Genomic DNA, 15,666 nt, shown 5'->3' with positions numbered 1-15,666 from the left:
CAGTGGCCCTTGCGACCATGCGGTGTGTCGGCCCCGGTGGGCTGACGAATGGGGAAGGCGCAGGGGCCCGGCAACCCGTGAGGGTTGCCGGGCCCCTGCGTACGTCTTCGCTCAGGCGACCGTGACGGTCTCGAACTTCACTTCCTTGTTCGGCTTGCCGCCGCCGGGGGAGGGGTCGAAGGAGCCGTCGTGGCCGGCTCGGGCCACGTCGTCGACCAGCTTCAGGCCCTCTTCGTCCAGGCTGCCGAAGACCGTGTAGTCGGGCGGGAGCTGGGCTTCACCGAAGACGATGAAGAACTGGCTGCCGTTGGTGCCCTTCTTGGTCTGCTCGTCGGTGCCGGCGTTCGCCATCGCCAGGTAGCCGCGGCCGTAGGTGAGTTCCGGCCACGTCTCGTTGTCGAAGGTGTAGCCCGGACCGCCGGAGCCGCTGCCGGTCGGGTCGCCGCACTGGAGCATCTGGAGGCCCTGGGTGCCGATGCGGTGGCACGTGGTGCCGTCGTAGTAGCCCTGCTTGGCGAGGCTGATGAAGCTGTTCACCGTGCACGGCGCGAGGGCGCGGTCCAGGGTCAGCTTCAGCTCGCCGATGTTGGCCTTGACGGTGGCCGCGGCGGTGCCGGTGGAGGCGATGCCCGCGGCCTCGGGGGCCTTGGTGCCCTCCTTGGCGGCCGGCTCCGAGGACGCCGGGTACTCGCAGTTCACCGGGTTCGCGAGCGCCGTCGGCCGGGTCGGCAGGGGCAGGACCTCGGTCGGGATGTCGACCGGCGCGGCGCTCGTGGACGACGCGGCGGCGGCGTCGGTCGGCGTGTCCGGGTCGTTGGCGAAAGCGAGGAAGTACACGCCGCCCGCCACCAGGACCACCGCGGTGGCGGTCGCGATGATGGCGACCGTGCGGCGCCGCTTCGCGCGCTCGACCCTGCGGGCGAGCTGACGTTCCAGCTTCCGCTTCGCCTGCTCGCGGCGCTGTACGTTCGTCGGCACCTCAGACCTCCCTGGCTTTCCCGTCGACGGCGACGATCGGTGAGCAGTCTAGGGGGCTCGTATATAGCCGGTGTATGCCGGATAGGCTGCTTGAGGGGTCCGCCGGGATCCGTTGTCGATCCGTTGCCGTTGAGAGGTGCTCCCGTGCTGGTGATCGGGTTCCCGACCGGCCCGCTCCAGGCCAACTGCTACCTGCTGGCCGCGGACGTCGGCGAGCCGTGCCTCATCGTCGACCCGGGGCAGGGCGCGACCGAGCCGATCGCCGCCGCGCTGCGGGAGCACCGGCTGTCCCCGGTGGCGGTGCTGCTCACGCACGGGCACTTCGACCACTGCTTCTCCGTCGCGCCGGTGTGCGACGGCAACGACGTGCCGGCGTGGGTCCACCCGGACGACCGCTGGATGCTGTCGGACCCGATGCGGGGCATGGGCGCCCAGTCGCGGGCCATGTTCGGCGGGAGCCTGGAGCTGCGCGAGCCCCGCGAGGTGCGCGAGCTGGCCGACGGCGCGGAGCTGGACCTGGCCGGGTTGCGGCTGACCGTCGACCACTCGCCGGGGCACACCGGCGGGTCGGTGATGTTCCGCACCGGCACCGAGGAGGGCGGGCGGCTCGTGCTGGCGGGCGACACGCTGTTCGCCGGGTCCATCGGGCGCACGGACCTGCCGGGCGGCGACCACGCCGCGATGCTGACGTCGCTGCGCACGAAGGTGCTGACGATGGCCGACGACACGGTGGTGCTGCCCGGCCACGGGCCGACGACGACCATCGGTCGCGAGCGCGCCGGCAACCCGTTCCTGGTGGACCTGGGTGACGGGGACGCGCCGGCCCCGCCTCGCCGAGGGCTGTAGTGGGCACCTCGCCCGCCCCCGGGGCGGCGGTCGGTCGGTGTGCGGTTCGAGGAGTCGGTGCCGGGCGTCCGGCACCGCGTGCGGACGTGGAGGCGTTGGGCCGGTGAGCGAGCGGATCCCCCTGGACCTGCTGGACCCGAAGGCGGTGCGCAAGCGCGCCCGGACGGTCGCGATCGGCGCGCTGATCGTCGCCGCCGCGTTCGGCGGGTTGCTGGGCCTGCTCGCCGGGCGGACGGCCGGGCTGGTCACGGCGGCGGTGTTCGCCGTGCCGCTGCTGCTGCTGGCGGTCTCGGAGGCGCGGCGGCGGGTGTGGCTGGAGGGGCACGTGTTGTCGGTGCGCGCCTTCGGCACGCGGTCGGTGGACCTGCGCGCCGCCGACCAGCTGGACCTGCTGGTGACCGACATGCGCGGGACGCGGACGGTCGGGCTGCTCGTGCGCGGCGGCGGGAAGGCGATCAACCTGGCGCTGGCCCTCTACGCGGGCACGGGCGGTCGCGAGCAGGGCGTCCTGCCGCTGCGGCGGCTGGCGGACGTGCTGGCCGGGCGGGGTGACGCGCCGGGGCTGGTGTTCTCCGAGCTGCTGGTGGCGCAGCTGCGGGCGGAGGCGCGCGGGCTGGCCGCGGCCGACCGGCCGCTGTACCGGCTGGGCTCGATGGCGCCCTCGGGGCGGCTGGCGCAGAAGCTGAACCCGGACGCGATCTCGCGGTTCGTCTCGACGCTGGACTGAAGCGGCCCGCCGCTAGTCGTCCGGCAGGCCCCAGGTCCCCTTCGGGGGCGACGGCGACGGGGTGGCGTTCTGGTCGGTGGTCGGGGGCATCCCGCCGATGAAGCGGGTCAGCGAGGTGTCGTGCTCGACCCGCCCCGGGAACGGGTCGCCCGCGGTGCGGCGGGTCAGGGCGGCCACCGGCAGTTCCGCGTGCGAGGCCACCAGGACGAAGTTGCCGAAGCGGCGCCCGCGGAAGACGGTGGGCTCGGCCAGCACGCAGACGTGCGGGAAGACGGCCCGCACGGTGGCCGCCTGGGACTTGGCGAACGCCAGGCCGCCGCCGTCGCCGATGTTGGCCGCGTAGACGCCGCCGGGGCGCAGGGTGCGGGCCGCCTGGTTGACGAACTCGATCGAGGTCAGGTGGGCGGGGGTGCGGGCGCCCGCGAACACGTCGGTCACCACCAGGTCGAACGTCGCCTCCGGGGCCTTGACGAGCACGGCGCGCGCGTCGCCGGTGCGGATGCGCAGCCGCCAGTTGCGGTCCAGCGGGAGCACGCCGCGGACCAGGGACACCAGCGCCGCGTCGATCTCGACCACCTGCTGGCTGGAGCGGGGCCGGGTGGTGGCGATGTAGCGCGGCAGGGTGAAGGCCCCGCCGCCCAGGTGCAGGGCCCGCACGGGCGCGCCGGGGTCGGCCACCAGGTCGGCCACGTGGCCCAGGCGGCGCACGTACTCGAACTCCAGGTGGGTCGGGTCGTCCAGGTCGACGTGGGACTGGGGCGTGCCGTTGAGGCGCAGCGTCCACGCCCGGGGGACGTCCGGGTCGGGGACGAGTTCCGCGATGCCCGAGTCGACCTCCCTGGTGATCGTCCCGTCGGCCTTCCGGATGCGTCCCACGCCGGACAACCTATCCCGGCGGCGGCGCCCCCGCGTCACCCACCGGACGCGGCGACCGCCGGTCGTCCGGTGCGGTCCGCGCGCGCCGGGGCCGCCGCCAGGGGCCCTTGGCCGGGTCGTAGCCGGTGCGCAGGTCGCCCGACACCCGGTGCCGGCGCAGGTCCGGCTCGCGGTACGGGGTGGGTTCCTCCGGGGCCTCCTGCGTGGTCTCCGGCCCGGTCGGCTCGGGCTCCGGGGCCGCCGCGTCGGGCACGGGCTCGCGGTTGGCCACGAACGCGGCCAGCGCGGTGGTGATCGGCACCGCCGCGACCAGGCCGATGCTGCCCACCAGGGTCCGCACGACCTCCTGTGCCACGTCCTGCGCGGTCAGGACCTCGCCCAGGGTGCGCCCGGAGAGCGAGAACGCCAGCAGCAACGGCAGCGCCGTGCCCGCGTACGCCATGACCAGCGTGTTCACCACCGACGACAGGTGGTCCCGGCCGATCCGCGACCCGGCCGCGTACAGCTCGCCGAACCCCAGCGCCGGGTTGGCCCGCCGCAGCTCCCACACCGCGCTGGTCTGGGTCACGGTCACGTCGTCCAGCACGCCGAGCGCGCCGATGATCGTGCCCGCCAGCAGCAGCCCCCGCGTGTCGATGCCGTGGCCGAGCAGCGCCACCAGGTTCGCGCTGTCCTGGTCGAGCCCGGTGAGCTTCGAGAACGCCGAGAACGCCGCGCCCAGCACGCCGATCAGCGCCAGGCTCGCCAGCGTCCCCAGCACCGCCGTGGACGTGCGCGCGGAGACCCCGTGCGTCAGGTACAGCACCACGAACATGATCAGACCGGCGCCGACCACGGCCACCGCCAGGGGGCTCTCGCCGGCCAGGATCGCGGGCAGCACGAACACCACCAGCACCACCAGGCTCAGCGCCAGCGCGCCCAGCGCGGCCAGGCCCCGCCAGCGGCCCAGCAGCAGCACCGCCGCCGCGAACAGCAGCCCCAGCAGCAGCAGCGGCACGCCGCGCTGGAAGTCGGCCAGCTGGTAGGACGAGTTGTCGTTCGGGTCGCCGCCGCCGTAGGACAGCACCACCGCGTCGCCGACCGCGAAGCTCGGCGTGCCCGGCTGGTCGGGCACGGGGACCCGCACGTCCCGGCCCGCCGCCGCGCCGTCGGTCATCCGCACGGTGACCAGCACGCAGCCGGTCGCGCCGGGCTGCCCGGTGTCGGGCCCGCACCCGCCTTGGGCCACCGCGGTCACGTCGCCGCGCACGGGCACCTGGGTGATCCCGGCCTCCGCGCCCGTGGGCTGGTCCCGCCCGAACGGGTGGAGCAGGACCGCGCCGACCGCGGTGGCCAGCACCAGCGGCAGCAGCAGGACCAGCAGCAGCTTGCGCACCCGTCGGGAGGCCGGTTCGGTGGGCCCGCCGTGCCCGTGGCCGTGGCCGTGTGCGGCGATGAGGTCCTTGGCGTGCACGGCGCACATACTGCCCGAACCGGTTCCGGCGTCCGCGTTCCGGACGGTTCGGTGCGGGTCCCGCGCCGGTCGCTCCGGCCGGCGCGGTCGCGGGCGCCGCCTGGCGCGACGAGGACGAGCGGGCGTTCGCGGTGTGCCGATCGGCTACCCGGCCGACGACCGGGTGGTGCCGGACCGGGTGCCGGCCACCGCCTGGCCCAGCGGGTCGGTGAACCGGAAGTGCCCGGCGACGGCCTCCTCGCAGCTCTCCAGCGCCTGCCGCAGCCGCTGGTCCGGCGGTCCCGTGACCAGCCGCCACGGCACGCCGCGCGCCGCCAGGCCCTCCCGGAACAACCCGGTCATCCACGCGCGCAGGTGCTCGCCGTCCCGCCACCCGTCCTGCTCGAACGGCACGCCCACGTGGTCGGTCAGCAGGTACAGGGCGGGGCGGGGGGCGTCCGGCGCGACGTCCGGGCGCGGCGCGCCCAGGTACCGGTGGGCCCACGCGGTCGCGGCCCACGGGTCGTTGTCGCACACCAGGACCGGCCCGGACACCGCGGCGTCGGACAGCTCGCCCTGCCGCCGCGCCACGTCCTGGAAGTCGCCGACCGTCCACACCAGACCCCCCACGTCGGCGCCGGGGTCGAACGCGCGGGCGGCGACGAGCTTGGCCTCGGTGTGCGCGCGGCCGTACTCGGGCACCCGGGGTGCGCCGAGGTGCTCCGCGAGCTGCCGCGACAACGTGGTGGTGCCGGTGCTCTCGGCCCCGAGGACCACGATCCGCGCGCACAGGCCGACGCGGGTCGCCCGCGCCAGGTGGTCCCAGTGCGCCCGGGGGTCGGCCCGCACGGCGGTGCCGGACACCGGGAACGCGGTGCGGTCCAGGTCGACCAGCACGTGCCGCGCGCCCAGCCGCCGGGCCATCTCGTCGCCGTAGCGCTCGCTGGAGAACACCGCGTCCACGGCCGCCGAGGACGGGTCGCCGTCCAGGATGGCGCGCCGGGCGAGCACCGCCCGCGCCACGCCCATGTGCAGCTCCCACACGGCGTCGCTGCCGAAGTCCATCTCGTGGTCGTCGACGTCGCCCAGGACCACCAGGCCGGGCGTGCCCGCGTGCTCGGCGCGCAGCCACGCCACCCGGTCGGCCACCGGGATCGACTCCGCGCGGGAGGCCAGCACGGTCACCGTGGTGCGCCGGCTGCGCGCCGCGGCCGTGCGGATGAGGTTGTGGTGCCCGGCGTGGGGCGGGTAGAACTTGCCGAGCACGAGTGCGTGGTCGAAGTCGGTCACGCGGCGACCGCCTCGTCCGCGCGCAGCGCCTTCGTCCAGTTGCGCAGACCGAGCACGCACAGGGCCATGAAGCCGACGTAGAGGATCGCGGTCAGCCACAGGTCCTTGTAGGCGTACAACGGGACGTAGATGACGTCCGCGGCGATCCAGAGCCACCAGCACTCGACCTTCTTGCGGGTCTGGCCCCACGTCGCCAGCAGCGAGAGCGCGGTGGTCGCGGAGTCCGCCCACGGCACCGTGGAGGAGGTGAACGAGGTGAGCACCCACACCAGCAGCAGCGTGCCCGCGACGCCCGCCGCCAGCAGCGACCACCACTGCGCCCGCGTGGTGCGGCTCACCGGCAGCGCGGAGTGGTCCGCACCACCGCGCAGCCACGCCCACCAGCCGTACAGCGCGAGTGCGATGTAGACGACCTGGAGGCCGGAGTCCGCGTACAGGCCGGAGGTCGCGAACAGCACCAGGAAGGCGAGGTTGTTGAGGATGCCGATCGGCCAGTTGAGCGGGTTCTGCCGGGCCACGAGCCACACGCAGAGCGCGCCGGTGACGAAACCCACCACCTCGCCCCAGCTCGTGGTGTTCCCGGCGAAGGTGAGCGCGGGGTTGTCGAAGGGCCACAGGATGACGTCCAGCGGGGACAAGGGAACTCCGTTTGACCGTTGTTCGAACACGTGTTCGAATGGGCTCATGAGGCGGGACGGGCAGGGGGACGGGGCGGACCGGCGGCAGGGCCCGCCGGGGTTGCCGGGACTGGTGCGCAGCGTACGAAGTGCCGGGCCCGCCGGCCTTCCCCGCCACCGGGCGGACCCCGGACCCGCCCGCTGCCTGGCCGGCGACACGCCGGTGCTGCTGGCCAACGGTCGCACCAGGCCCATCGCGGAGCTGGCGGTGGGCGAGGAGGTGTTCGGCACGCGCGGGGGCCGGTTCGTGGTCACCCGCGTGCGGGCGCACTGGAAGGCGACCAGGCCCGCCTACCGGCTGACGCTGGGCGACGGCACGCAGGTGGTGGCCAGCGGCGACCACCGGTTCCTCACCGACGAGGGCTGGCGGCACCTCACGCCGGGCCGGTGCGAGGACGCCGGCGAGCGGCCGCACCTGGTGAAGGGCTCGCGCCTGGTCGGCACGGGCCGGTTCGCCGCGCCGCCCGCGCACTTGGCGGATTACCGGAGGGGTTACCTGTGGGGCGCGGTGCGCGGCGGCGCGTCGTGCGACCCGGACGTGCTGGCGCGCCTGCGCGAGTTCGGCGGCGGCCGGGTGCCCCGGGACGTCGACCTGGCCGAGCCGGGTGCCGGACCGGGCGACGAGTGGTCGAAGGGCTTCCTGGCGGGGTTGTTCGACGCGCGCGGCAGCTCCGCCGGCGGCGAGCTGGTGCTGTCCAGTTCGGACGGCGCGGTGTTCGACGCGGCGGTGCGGGCGCTGCTGCGGCTGGAGGTGCCGCACGTGGTCGAGGTGCGCGGCGTGCGGGTCGTCGGCGGGCCGGCCGCGCGGCTGCGGTTCCTGCACCTGATCGGCCCGGTGCTCGCGCGCGGCAGCGCGGTGGAGGACGTGGCGGTGCCGGTGACCCCCGGGTTGGAGGTGGTGTCGGTGGAGTGGCTGGGCACGTCGCGGGCCCTCTACGACATCACCACCGGCACCGGCGACTTCGTGGCCAACGGCCTGATCAGCCACAACTGCCCCGGTGACGGCCCGCGCGACTGACCGGGCCCGGCGGTGCCGGGCTCCTCTGTGGACGCCCGCGGGGGTGGCGACCGGTGCCGGCGTGCGCCGGACGCGGGAGGCACGCCGGTGCCGGACGAGCGCCGGACGCCGGTCGACACCGCGCACCGGCCGAACACCGCGCACGACCGGTCCACCACCCTGCCGTACGAGGTACGGTACGCTGTACGGCATGACTTCAGCACCGGGCGTCGGGGCGGGTTTCGCGCCGACCGGGGAAGACGTGGCGGGCGTGCTCGCGTGGTTCGCGCAGTGGGACGCCCTGGCGGTGGCCAAGGACGTCGAGGGGATGGCCGACCTGGCGCTGTTCCCGGTCAACGCGGTCACCGAGGGGTCGGCGCAGGCGTGGGACCGGGAGCGGTTCCTGCGGGACATGGCGGCGAGCCTGGGCGACGGCGAGGTGGGGATGGAGTCGGTCCGCACCCCGCACTTCGTCTCCGCCGACCTGGTGTTCGTGATCACCGACGCGACCATCACCGCCGGGGACTTCTCGCAGGTCGTGCGCTATGGCGACCTGCTGGTCAAGAGGGACGGGAAGTGGCTGTTCCAGACCATGGTCCAGGGCGGGTGGTGAGGGGCCGGCTCACCGCGCGGTGACCGACCGGGGGAACCGCAGCACGCCGTCCGGGTCGTGGCGGTGGGCGATCCGGCGCAGCCTCGGCAGGTTGTGCCGGTAGGCGGTCCGGGCCCAGTCCTCCTGGAGCGGGTCGAGGTAGTTGACGTAGGTGCCGCGGCCGACCAGCGGGACCAGCGCCCGCTGCACCTCGTCGACCTCGCGGGTCACCTCGGCGGCGGGGCGGTCGGCCACCGTGCCGAACACCTCGACCGAGGTGGGCGCGCCCCGGTGCGGGTAGGCCGTGCCGCGCGGGTCGACCCGGTCGATCGCCCCGCCCAGCGCGCCGAGGATCAGCAGCGCGCTCCGGCGGCCGTCGAGGGTGCCCGCGACGGCCGCCGGGTCGGTCCACGGCCGGTCCGCGAGGCGCGAGGACGCCCGGAAGGCGTTGCGGGGAGGGTGGCCGCCGGTCATGATCCCCACCGCGGTCGCGTAGTCGACCTCGGCGTCCTCCAGGGGCGCCGGCGTGCCGACCGCGGCGAGCAGGCGGGCCACCTCGGCGCGCGGCCCGGCCGCCGGGCCCGCGGCGCAGCCGGTCACGTCCACCGAACCGTTCGGCAGCACCACGCAGGTGCTCGACACCGCCTCCGGCGCGGCGGTGCTCCACGGTTGCCACGCGCCCAGCACGTCCGCCGCCGACCCGGCCGGGAACCGCGCCCGGAACACGGTGAACGCGGGCGGCGCGGGGGCGGTGGCGAACTCGAACGAGGTGACCACGCCGAAGTTGCCGCCGCCACCGCCGCGCAGCGCCCAGAACAGGTCCGGCTCGCGCTCGGCCGAGGCGGTGAGCAGGCGGCCGTCCGCGGTCACCACCCGCGCCGACCGCAGCCAGTCGCACGTCAGGCCGTAGGCGCGGTCCAGCCAGCCGAGGCCGCCGCCCAGGGTGAACCCGGCGATGCCGACCGAGGGGCAGTTGCCCAGCGGCAGGACGCGGCCCGCCGCGACCAGCGCGGCGTAGACGTCGCGCAGCCGCGCGCCCGCGCCGACCACCGCCGTGCCGTCCGGCCGCACCTCGACCCCGGACAGCGGCGCGAGGTCGACCACGAGGCCCGCGTCCGGGGTGGAGTAGGCGCCGTAGCTGTGCCCGCCGCCGCGCGCGGCCACCGGGGTGCCCGAGCGCCGGGCCTCCGCCAGGCAGTGCCGCACGTCGTCGGGGCCGGCGCAGCGGGCGATCGCCGCCGGCCGGTGGTGGTCGTACAGGCTGTTGAACGGCAGCCGGGCGGTGTCGTAGCCGTCGTCGCGGGGGAGCAGCAGCTCGCCGGACAGCCGCTCCCGCAGCCGGGCCCACCTCGGCGGCGAACCGGTCGTCCCGGCCAGCGCCCCGACCGCGCCGGTTCCCGTCCACCGCAGCACGTCCCGCCGTGACACGACCATGCCGGACATCATCACACCGGGTGAGGCCGACCGCGCCGACCGTTCGGCCGCGCTACTAACAAACAGTCTTGACTGTTTGTTAGTAGCGGTGAACACTCGCCCGCATGGCCACCGAGACCAGGCAGCGGCAGGCCGACCGCAGCCGCGAGACCCGGCGCAAGCTCATGGAGGCGACCGTCGACTGCCTCGTGGAGCTGGGCTGGTCCGGCACGACGACGACGGTGGTGGCGGAACGCGCGGGCGTGTCCCGCGGCGCCCAGCTGCACCACTTCCGCACCCGCGGCGAGCTGGTCGCCGCCGCGGTCGAGCACCTGGGCGCGGAGAGCGTCCAGCACCTGAGGGACCGCGCCCGCGAGGCCGGGAGCACCACGGTCGCCGTGGTCGGGCTGATCGCCGACTTCTACGCCAGCGACCTGTTCACCGCCGCGCTGGAGCTGTGGGTCGCGGCCCGCACCGACCCGGACCTCAGGACCGTGGTGGTGCCGCTGGAGACCCGGCTCGGCCGGGAGACGCACCGGCTGGCGGTGGAGCTGCTGGACGCGGACGAGGGCGAGCCGGGCGTGCGCGAGGCCGTGCAGATCACCCTGGACCTGGTGCGCGGCCTGGCCCTGGCCAACCAGCTCACCGACGACCGCCGGCGCCGCGAGCGCATCGTGCGGCACTGGGCGCGAATGCTGGAGACGGCCCTGGGGAGGGCGCGGTGATCCACGAGCTGCTGGCGGACCTGCGCGACGAGAGCCGCGTGCTCGACGACCTGGTGGCCGGGGCCGACTGGTCGCGGCCCACGCCCGCGCCGGGCTGGACGATCGCCCACCAGGTCGCCCACCTGCGCTGGACCGACCGCGTCGCCGTGCTGGCCGCCCGCGACCCGGCCGCGTTCGCCGAGCTGCTGCGGACGGCGACGCCCGACCTGGTCGACCGGGGCGCGGCGGAGCCGGTCACCCTGGCGGACTGGCGCGCGGGCCGGGAGGAGCTGGCCGGGGCGCTGACGGCCGTGCCGCCGGGCACGAGGGTGCCGTGGTTCGGCCCGCCGATGAGCCCGACGTCCATGGCCACCGCCCGCCTGATGGAGACGTGGGCGCACGGCCAGGACGTGGCCGACGCGCTCGGCGCGGTCCGCGAGCCCACCCGGCGGCTGCGGCACGTCGCGCACCTCGCGGTCCGCGCGTTCGGCTTCGCGTTCCTGGTCAACGGCCTGCCCGTGCCGCCGGAGCCGGTGCGGGTCGAGCTGACCGGGCCCGGCGGCGAGCCGTGGGCGTGGGGCCCGGAGGACGCGGGGGACCGGATCACCGGCCCAGCGCTGGACTTCTGCCTGCTCGCCACCCGGCGCCGCCACCGCGACGACCTCGCGGTCACCGCGGTCGGCCCGGTGGCGACCGCCTGGCTGCCCATCGCCCAGGCGTTCGCGGGTCCGCCCGGCCCGGGACGGGAGAGCTCGTGATCCGCATCGGCAACGCCTCGGGCTTCTACGGCGACCGCTTCACCGCGGTCCGCGAGATGCTGCGCGGCGGCGAACTCGACGTGCTCACCGGCGACTACCTGGCCGAGCTGACCATGCTCGTCCTGGGTCGCGACCGGGCCCGGGACCCGGAGCTGGGCTACGCGCGCACCTTCCTGCGCCAGCTGGAGGACGAGCTCGGCGAGGCGCTGGAGCGCGGGGTGCGGATCGTGTCCAACGCGGGCGGCCTCAACCCCGCCGGCCTGGCCAGGGCGATCGACGCGCTGGGCACCGGCGCCAAGGTCGCCCACGTGACCGGCGACGACCTGCGCGCGGACTTCCCCGGGGCGCTCACCGCCAACGCCTACCTGGGCGCGTGGGGCATCGCCGAAGCGCTCGGGGCGGGCGCGGACGTCGTGGTCACCGGCCGCGTCACCGACGCCTCGCTGGTGGTCGGCCCCGCCGCCGCGCACTTCGGCTGGGACCGCGCGGACTGGGACCGGCTGGCCGGCGCGACCGTCGCCGGGCACGTGCTGGAGTGCGGCGCCCAGGCCACCGGCGGCAACTACGCGTTCTTCACCGAGATCGACGCCGCGCGGCCGGGGTTCCCGATCGCGGAGGTCGAGGCCGACGGGTCGGCGCTGATCACCAAGCACGCCGGCACGGGCGGCGCGGTCACCGTCGACACGGTCACCGCGCAGCTGCTCTACGAGATCGGCGACCCGGCCTACCCCGGCCCGGACGTGGTCAGCCACTTCGACACGATCCGGCTCGACCCGCACGAACGCGGGGTGCGGATCTCCGGGGTCCGGGGTTCGCCGCCGCCGGACACGCTCAAGGTCTGCCTCAACACCCTCGGCGGGTTCCGCAACTCCACCACGTTCGTGCTCACCGGCCTGGACGTGGACGCCAAGGCGGACCTGGTGCGCCGCCAGCTGGAGGGCGCGCTCGGCGCGGACGGCCTGACCTGGACCCTGGCGCGCACCGACCGCGCCGACGCCGACACCGAGGAGACGGCCAGCGCGCTGCTCCACGTCACGATCAAGACCCCGGACCCGAAGCGCGCCAAGGCGTTCTCCCGGGCCGGCGTCGAGCTGGCGCTGGCCTCCTACCCGGGCTTCCACGTCACCGCGCCGCCCGGCGACGGCACCCCGTTCGGCGTGTACCGGGCCGCCTACGTGCCGCGCGGGTCCGTGCCGCACCGGGTCGTGCTGCCCGGCGGGGAGGTGGTCGAGGTATGAGCGGGCCTGCCCGAGAGGTTCCCGCCCGAGAGGTTCCTGCCCGAGAGGTTCCCACTCGAGAGGTTCCCACCCGGAAGGTCCCGCTCGGCACCATCGCCGGCGCCCGCTCGGGCGACAAGGGCGGCGACGCCAACCTGGGCGTCTGGGTGCGCACGGACGCCCGGTACGAGTGGCTGCGCGCCGAGCTGACCGCCACCCGGCTCGGGGAGCTGCTGCCCGAGGCGGGCGAGGTCGTCCGGTACGAGCTGCCCAACCTCAGGGCGCTGAACTTCGTGCTGCGCGGCCTGCTCGGCGACGGCGTCGCGTCCTCGACCCGGTTCGACCCGCAGGCCAAGGCGCTGGGCGAGTGGCTGCGCTCCCGGCACCTGGACGTCCCGGAGGACCTGCTGTGACCACGACCGACCTGTTCGACACCCCGGAGCGCCGCGACCTGCGCGCCACCGTCCGCCGGTTCACCGAGCGGGAGGTGGTGCCGCACCTGGCCGACTGGGAGCGCGCGGGCGAGCTGCCCCGCGAGCTGCACCGGCGCGCCGCCGCCATCGGCCTGCTGGCCATCGGCTTCCCCGAGGCCGCGGGCGGCGCGGGCGACCTGCTCGACACCGTCGTGGTGACCGAGGAGCTGATCCAGGCGGGCGGCTCGTCCGGCCTGGTCGCCGCGCTGTTCACGCACGGCATCGCGGTGCCGCACATCATCGACGCGGGTGGCCCGGGGCTGGTCGACCGGTTCGCCCGGCCCGCGCTGGCGGGCGAGCTGATCGGGGCGCTGGCCATCACCGAGCCCGGCGGCGGGTCGGACGTGGCGGCGCTGCGGACCACGGCGCGCCGCGACGGCGACCACTACGTGGTGGACGGGGCCAAGACCTTCATCACCTCCGGCGCGCGGGCCGACTTCGTGACCACGGCCGTGCGCACCGGCGGTCCGGGCCACCAGGGGGTGAGCCTGCTCGTGGTCGAGCGGGGCACGCCCGGCTTCGCCGTCGACCGCAGGCTGGAGAAGATGGGCTGGCACTGCTCCGACACCGCGGAGCTGTCGTTCGTCGGGGCCCGCGTGCCCGCGGCGAACCTGGTGGGCGCGGAGAACTCCGGGTTCGGGCTGATCATGCGGCAGTTCCAGGCGGAGCGGATCTCCCTGGCCGTGCAGGCGTACGCGACGGCGCAGCGCGCCCTGGACCTCACCGCGGCCTACGTCCGGCGGCGCGAGACGTTCGGCAAGCCGCTCATCGCCCGCCAGGTGGTGAGCCACCGGCTGGTGGGGATGGCGCAGCGCGTCGACCTCGCCCGCACCTACACCCGCGAGGTGGCGGCGCGCGTGGCGCGCGGCGAGGAAGCCGTGGCGCAGGTGTGCTTCGCCAAGAACGCGGCCGTCGAGGCGTGCTCCCACGTGGTGGACCAGGCCGTGCAGCTGCACGGCGGCGCGGGCTACCTGCGCGACACCGAGGTCGAGCGCCACTACCGGGACGCGCGCATCCTGGGCATCGGCGGCGGCGCGACCGAGGTGATGACCGAGCTGGCGGCGAGGCGATTGGGGTACACGGCATGAGCACGCTGCGGACCGCGCTGGACACCCGCTCCCCGGAGTACGCCGCGAACCGGGAGGCCCTGCTGGGCAAACTCGCCGAGCTGGACGCCGAGCACGCCAGGGCGCTCGCGGGCGGCGGGCCCAAGTACACCGAGCGCCACCACCGGCGCGGCAAGCTGCTCGCCCGCGAGCGGATCGAGCTGCTGGTGGACCCGGACGGCCCGTTCCTGGAGCTGTCGCCGCTGGCCGCGTGGGGCACCGACCACCCGCTGGGCGCGAGCGTGGTCACCGGCATCGGCGTGGTCGAGGGCGTGGAGTGCGTGGTCGTCGCCAACGACCCGACCGTGCGCGGCGGCGCGAGCAACCCGTGGACGCTGCGCAAGACCTTCCGCGCCAACGACATCGCGCTGGCCAACCGGCTGCCGCTGATCGGGCTGGTCGAGTCGGGCGGCGCGGACCTGGCGAGCCAGAGCGAGATCTTCATCCCCGGCGGCCGGGCGTTCCGCGACCTGACCAGGCTGTCCGCGGCGGGCGTGCCGACGATCAGCGCGGTGTTCGGCAACGCCACCGCGGGCGGCGCGTACGTGCCGGGCCTGTCCGACTACGTGATCATGGTGAAGGACCGCGCCAAGGTGTTCCTCGGCGGCCCGCCCCTGGTCAGGATGGCCACCGGCGAGGAGTCCGACGACGAGTCGCTGGGCGGCGCGCGGATGCACGGCACCACCTCCGGCCTGGCGGACTTCGTGGCCGAGGACGAGGTGGACGCGATCCGGCTCACCCGCCGCGTGGTGGCCCGGCTGAACCGGCGCAAGCTCGGCCCGGCGCCGGGGCCCGTCGAGGCGCCGCTGTTCGACGAGGAGGAGCTGCTGGGCCTGGTGCCCACCGACCCGCGGGTGCCGTTCGACCCGCGCGAGGTGCTGGCCCGGCTGGTCGACGGCTCCCGGTTCGACGAGTTCAAGCCCGACTACGGCACGAGCCTGGTCACCGGGTGGGCCGACCTGCACGGCTACCCGGTCGGGGTGCTGGCCAACGCGCGCGGCGTGCTGTTCAGCGAGGAGGCGCAGAAGGCCACCCAGTTCATCCAGCTGGCCAACGCCGCCGACACCCCGCTGCTGTTCCTCCAGAACACCACCGGCTACATGGTCGGCGAGCGCTACGAGCAGGGCGGCATCGTCAAGCACGGCGCGATGATGATCAACGCGGTGTCCAACAGCACCGTGCCGCACCTGACCGTGGTCATGGGCGCCTCCTACGGCGCGGGCAACTACGGCATGTGCGGCCGGGCCTACGACCCCCGGTTCCTGTTCACCTGGCCCAACGCCAAGTCCGCGGTCATGGGCCCGGCCCAGCTCGCGGGCGTGCTGTCGATCGTGGCGCGGCAGGCCGCCGCCGCCAAGGGGCAGCCCTACGACGACGGGCACGACGCCGCGATGCGCCGCGTGGTCGAGGAGCAGGTCGAGCAGCAGTCGCTCGCGCCGTTCCTGTCCGGGCGGCTCTACGACGACGGCGTGATCGACCCGCGCGACACCCGCACGGTCCTCGGCCTGTGCCTGTCCGCGATCCACAGTGGACCGATCAGGGGCGCCGACGGCTACGGCGTCTTCCGGATGTGAGGTGGG

At 75.2% G+C, this 15,666-nt stretch carries 14 protein-coding genes and 1 pseudogene; 9 read left to right on the top strand and 6 right to left on the bottom strand.

Annotation, left to right across the window (positions count from 1 at the left end; translation table 11 throughout):
• Window positions 1-111: 111 nt before the first annotated feature.
• Window positions 112-978 carry a peptidylprolyl isomerase gene (locus Q5530_RS21190; RefSeq protein WP_415364474.1) on the bottom strand — a complete coding sequence of 289 codons (867 nt, stop codon included), beginning with the start codon at window positions 976-978 and terminating at the stop codon, window positions 112-114.
• 144 nt (window positions 979-1,122) lie between these two features.
• Here Q5530_RS21190 and Q5530_RS21185 point away from each other — a divergent pair, with 144 nt between their 5' ends.
• Complete coding sequence (locus Q5530_RS21185) at window positions 1,123-1,824, top strand: MBL fold metallo-hydrolase (RefSeq protein WP_415364473.1); 702 nt, start codon at window positions 1,123-1,125, stop codon at window positions 1,822-1,824.
• 103 nt (window positions 1,825-1,927) lie between these two features.
• Window positions 1,928-2,551 (top strand): hypothetical protein, encoded by a 624-nt coding sequence (locus Q5530_RS21180; protein WP_415364471.1) that lies wholly within the window; start codon window positions 1,928-1,930, stop codon window positions 2,549-2,551.
• Window positions 2,552-2,563: 12 nt separating this feature from the next.
• On the opposite strand, the gene Q5530_RS21175 is transcribed toward Q5530_RS21180, so the two are convergent.
• The 4 genes from Q5530_RS21175 to pnuC all read right to left on the bottom strand — a co-directional run bounded on the left by Q5530_RS21175 (window position 2,564) and on the right by pnuC (window position 6,787).
• A complete protein-coding gene (locus tag Q5530_RS21175; protein WP_415364470.1) occupies window positions 2,564-3,427 on the bottom strand; it encodes a spermidine synthase in 864 nt (287 codons plus the stop codon).
• 10 nt (window positions 3,428-3,437) lie between these two features.
• Window positions 3,438-4,889, bottom strand: a complete 1,452-nt coding sequence (locus Q5530_RS21170; RefSeq protein ID WP_415364468.1) for a YibE/F family protein — start codon at window positions 4,887-4,889, stop codon at window positions 3,438-3,440.
• A 135-nt stretch (window positions 4,890-5,024) separates the two neighbouring features.
• Entirely contained in the window at window positions 5,025-6,149 is a 1,125-nt protein-coding gene (locus Q5530_RS21165) for an AAA family ATPase (protein ID WP_415364467.1), read from the bottom strand.
• Complete coding sequence (gene pnuC / locus Q5530_RS21160; protein WP_415364465.1) at window positions 6,146-6,787, bottom strand: nicotinamide riboside transporter PnuC; 642 nt, start codon at window positions 6,785-6,787, stop codon at window positions 6,146-6,148. Before pnuC ends, Q5530_RS21165 begins: the two co-directional genes overlap by 4 nt.
• Window positions 6,788-6,833: 46 nt before the next feature.
• Between pnuC and Q5530_RS21155 the strand changes: the two genes are divergently transcribed.
• Together Q5530_RS21155 and Q5530_RS21150 are read left to right on the top strand one after the other, a co-directional pair.
• Window positions 6,834-7,844, top strand: a complete 1,011-nt coding sequence (locus Q5530_RS21155; protein ID WP_415364463.1) for a hypothetical protein — start codon at window positions 6,834-6,836, stop codon at window positions 7,842-7,844.
• Window positions 7,845-8,034: 190 nt separating this feature from the next.
• Entirely contained in the window at window positions 8,035-8,436 is a 402-nt protein-coding gene (locus tag Q5530_RS21150; protein WP_415364462.1) for a nuclear transport factor 2 family protein, read from the top strand.
• Between the two features lie 9 nt (window positions 8,437-8,445).
• Here Q5530_RS21150 and Q5530_RS21145 read toward each other — a convergent pair whose 3' ends face one another.
• Entirely contained in the window at window positions 8,446-9,849 is a 1,404-nt protein-coding gene (locus Q5530_RS21145) for an FAD-binding oxidoreductase (protein WP_415364461.1), read from the bottom strand.
• 104 nt (window positions 9,850-9,953) lie between these two features.
• Here Q5530_RS21145 and Q5530_RS21140 point away from each other — a divergent pair, with 104 nt between their 5' ends.
• The 5 genes and pseudogenes from Q5530_RS21140 to Q5530_RS21120 all read left to right on the top strand — a co-directional run bounded on the left by Q5530_RS21140 (window position 9,954) and on the right by Q5530_RS21120 (window position 15,660).
• Complete coding sequence (locus tag Q5530_RS21140; RefSeq protein WP_415364460.1) at window positions 9,954-10,553, top strand: TetR/AcrR family transcriptional regulator; 600 nt, start codon at window positions 9,954-9,956, stop codon at window positions 10,551-10,553.
• Window positions 10,550-11,290, top strand: a complete 741-nt coding sequence (locus Q5530_RS21135; RefSeq protein WP_415364459.1) for a TIGR03084 family metal-binding protein — start codon at window positions 10,550-10,552, stop codon at window positions 11,288-11,290. Before Q5530_RS21140 ends, Q5530_RS21135 begins: the two co-directional genes overlap by 4 nt.
• Window positions 11,287-12,920 (top strand): annotated as a pseudogene (locus Q5530_RS21130) (acyclic terpene utilization AtuA family protein). Before Q5530_RS21135 ends, Q5530_RS21130 begins: the two are co-directional and overlap by 4 nt.
• The gene (locus Q5530_RS21125; protein WP_415364457.1) at window positions 12,917-14,068 is read left to right on the top strand and encodes an acyl-CoA dehydrogenase family protein; all 1,152 of its coding nucleotides are present in this window, start codon (window positions 12,917-12,919) and stop codon (window positions 14,066-14,068) included. The pseudogene Q5530_RS21130 and the gene Q5530_RS21125 overlap by 4 nt, the downstream one beginning before the upstream one ends.
• On the top strand, window positions 14,065-15,660 hold the full coding sequence (locus Q5530_RS21120) for an acyl-CoA carboxylase subunit beta (protein WP_415364456.1): 1,596 nt from the start codon (window positions 14,065-14,067) through the stop codon (window positions 15,658-15,660). Before Q5530_RS21125 ends, Q5530_RS21120 begins: the two co-directional genes overlap by 4 nt.
• Window positions 15,661-15,666: the final 6 nt, after the last annotated feature.

It is taken from the genome of Saccharothrix sp. BKS2, assembly GCF_047689505.1.
Lineage (GTDB): Bacteria > Actinomycetota > Actinomycetes > Mycobacteriales > Pseudonocardiaceae > Actinosynnema > Actinosynnema lopnurensis.
Note: the sequence above shows the minus strand (reverse complement) of the source record. Positions and strands in the feature narration are given on the sequence as shown.

Coding starts and splice junctions, on each gene's coding strand:
- Q5530_RS21170 (WP_415364468.1), bottom strand. CDS start 4,889: ATGTGCGCCGTGCACGCCAAGGACCTCATCGCCGCACACGGCCACGGC.
- Q5530_RS21155 (WP_415364463.1), top strand. CDS start 6,834: ATGAGGCGGGACGGGCAGGGGGACGGGGCGGACCGGCGGCAGGGCCCG.
- Q5530_RS21150 (WP_415364462.1), top strand. CDS start 8,035: ATGACTTCAGCACCGGGCGTCGGGGCGGGTTTCGCGCCGACCGGGGAA.
- Q5530_RS21145 (WP_415364461.1), bottom strand. CDS start 9,849: ATGGTCGTGTCACGGCGGGACGTGCTGCGGTGGACGGGAACCGGCGCG.
- Q5530_RS21140 (WP_415364460.1), top strand. CDS start 9,954: ATGGCCACCGAGACCAGGCAGCGGCAGGCCGACCGCAGCCGCGAGACC.
- Q5530_RS21120 (WP_415364456.1), top strand. CDS start 14,065: ATGAGCACGCTGCGGACCGCGCTGGACACCCGCTCCCCGGAGTACGCC.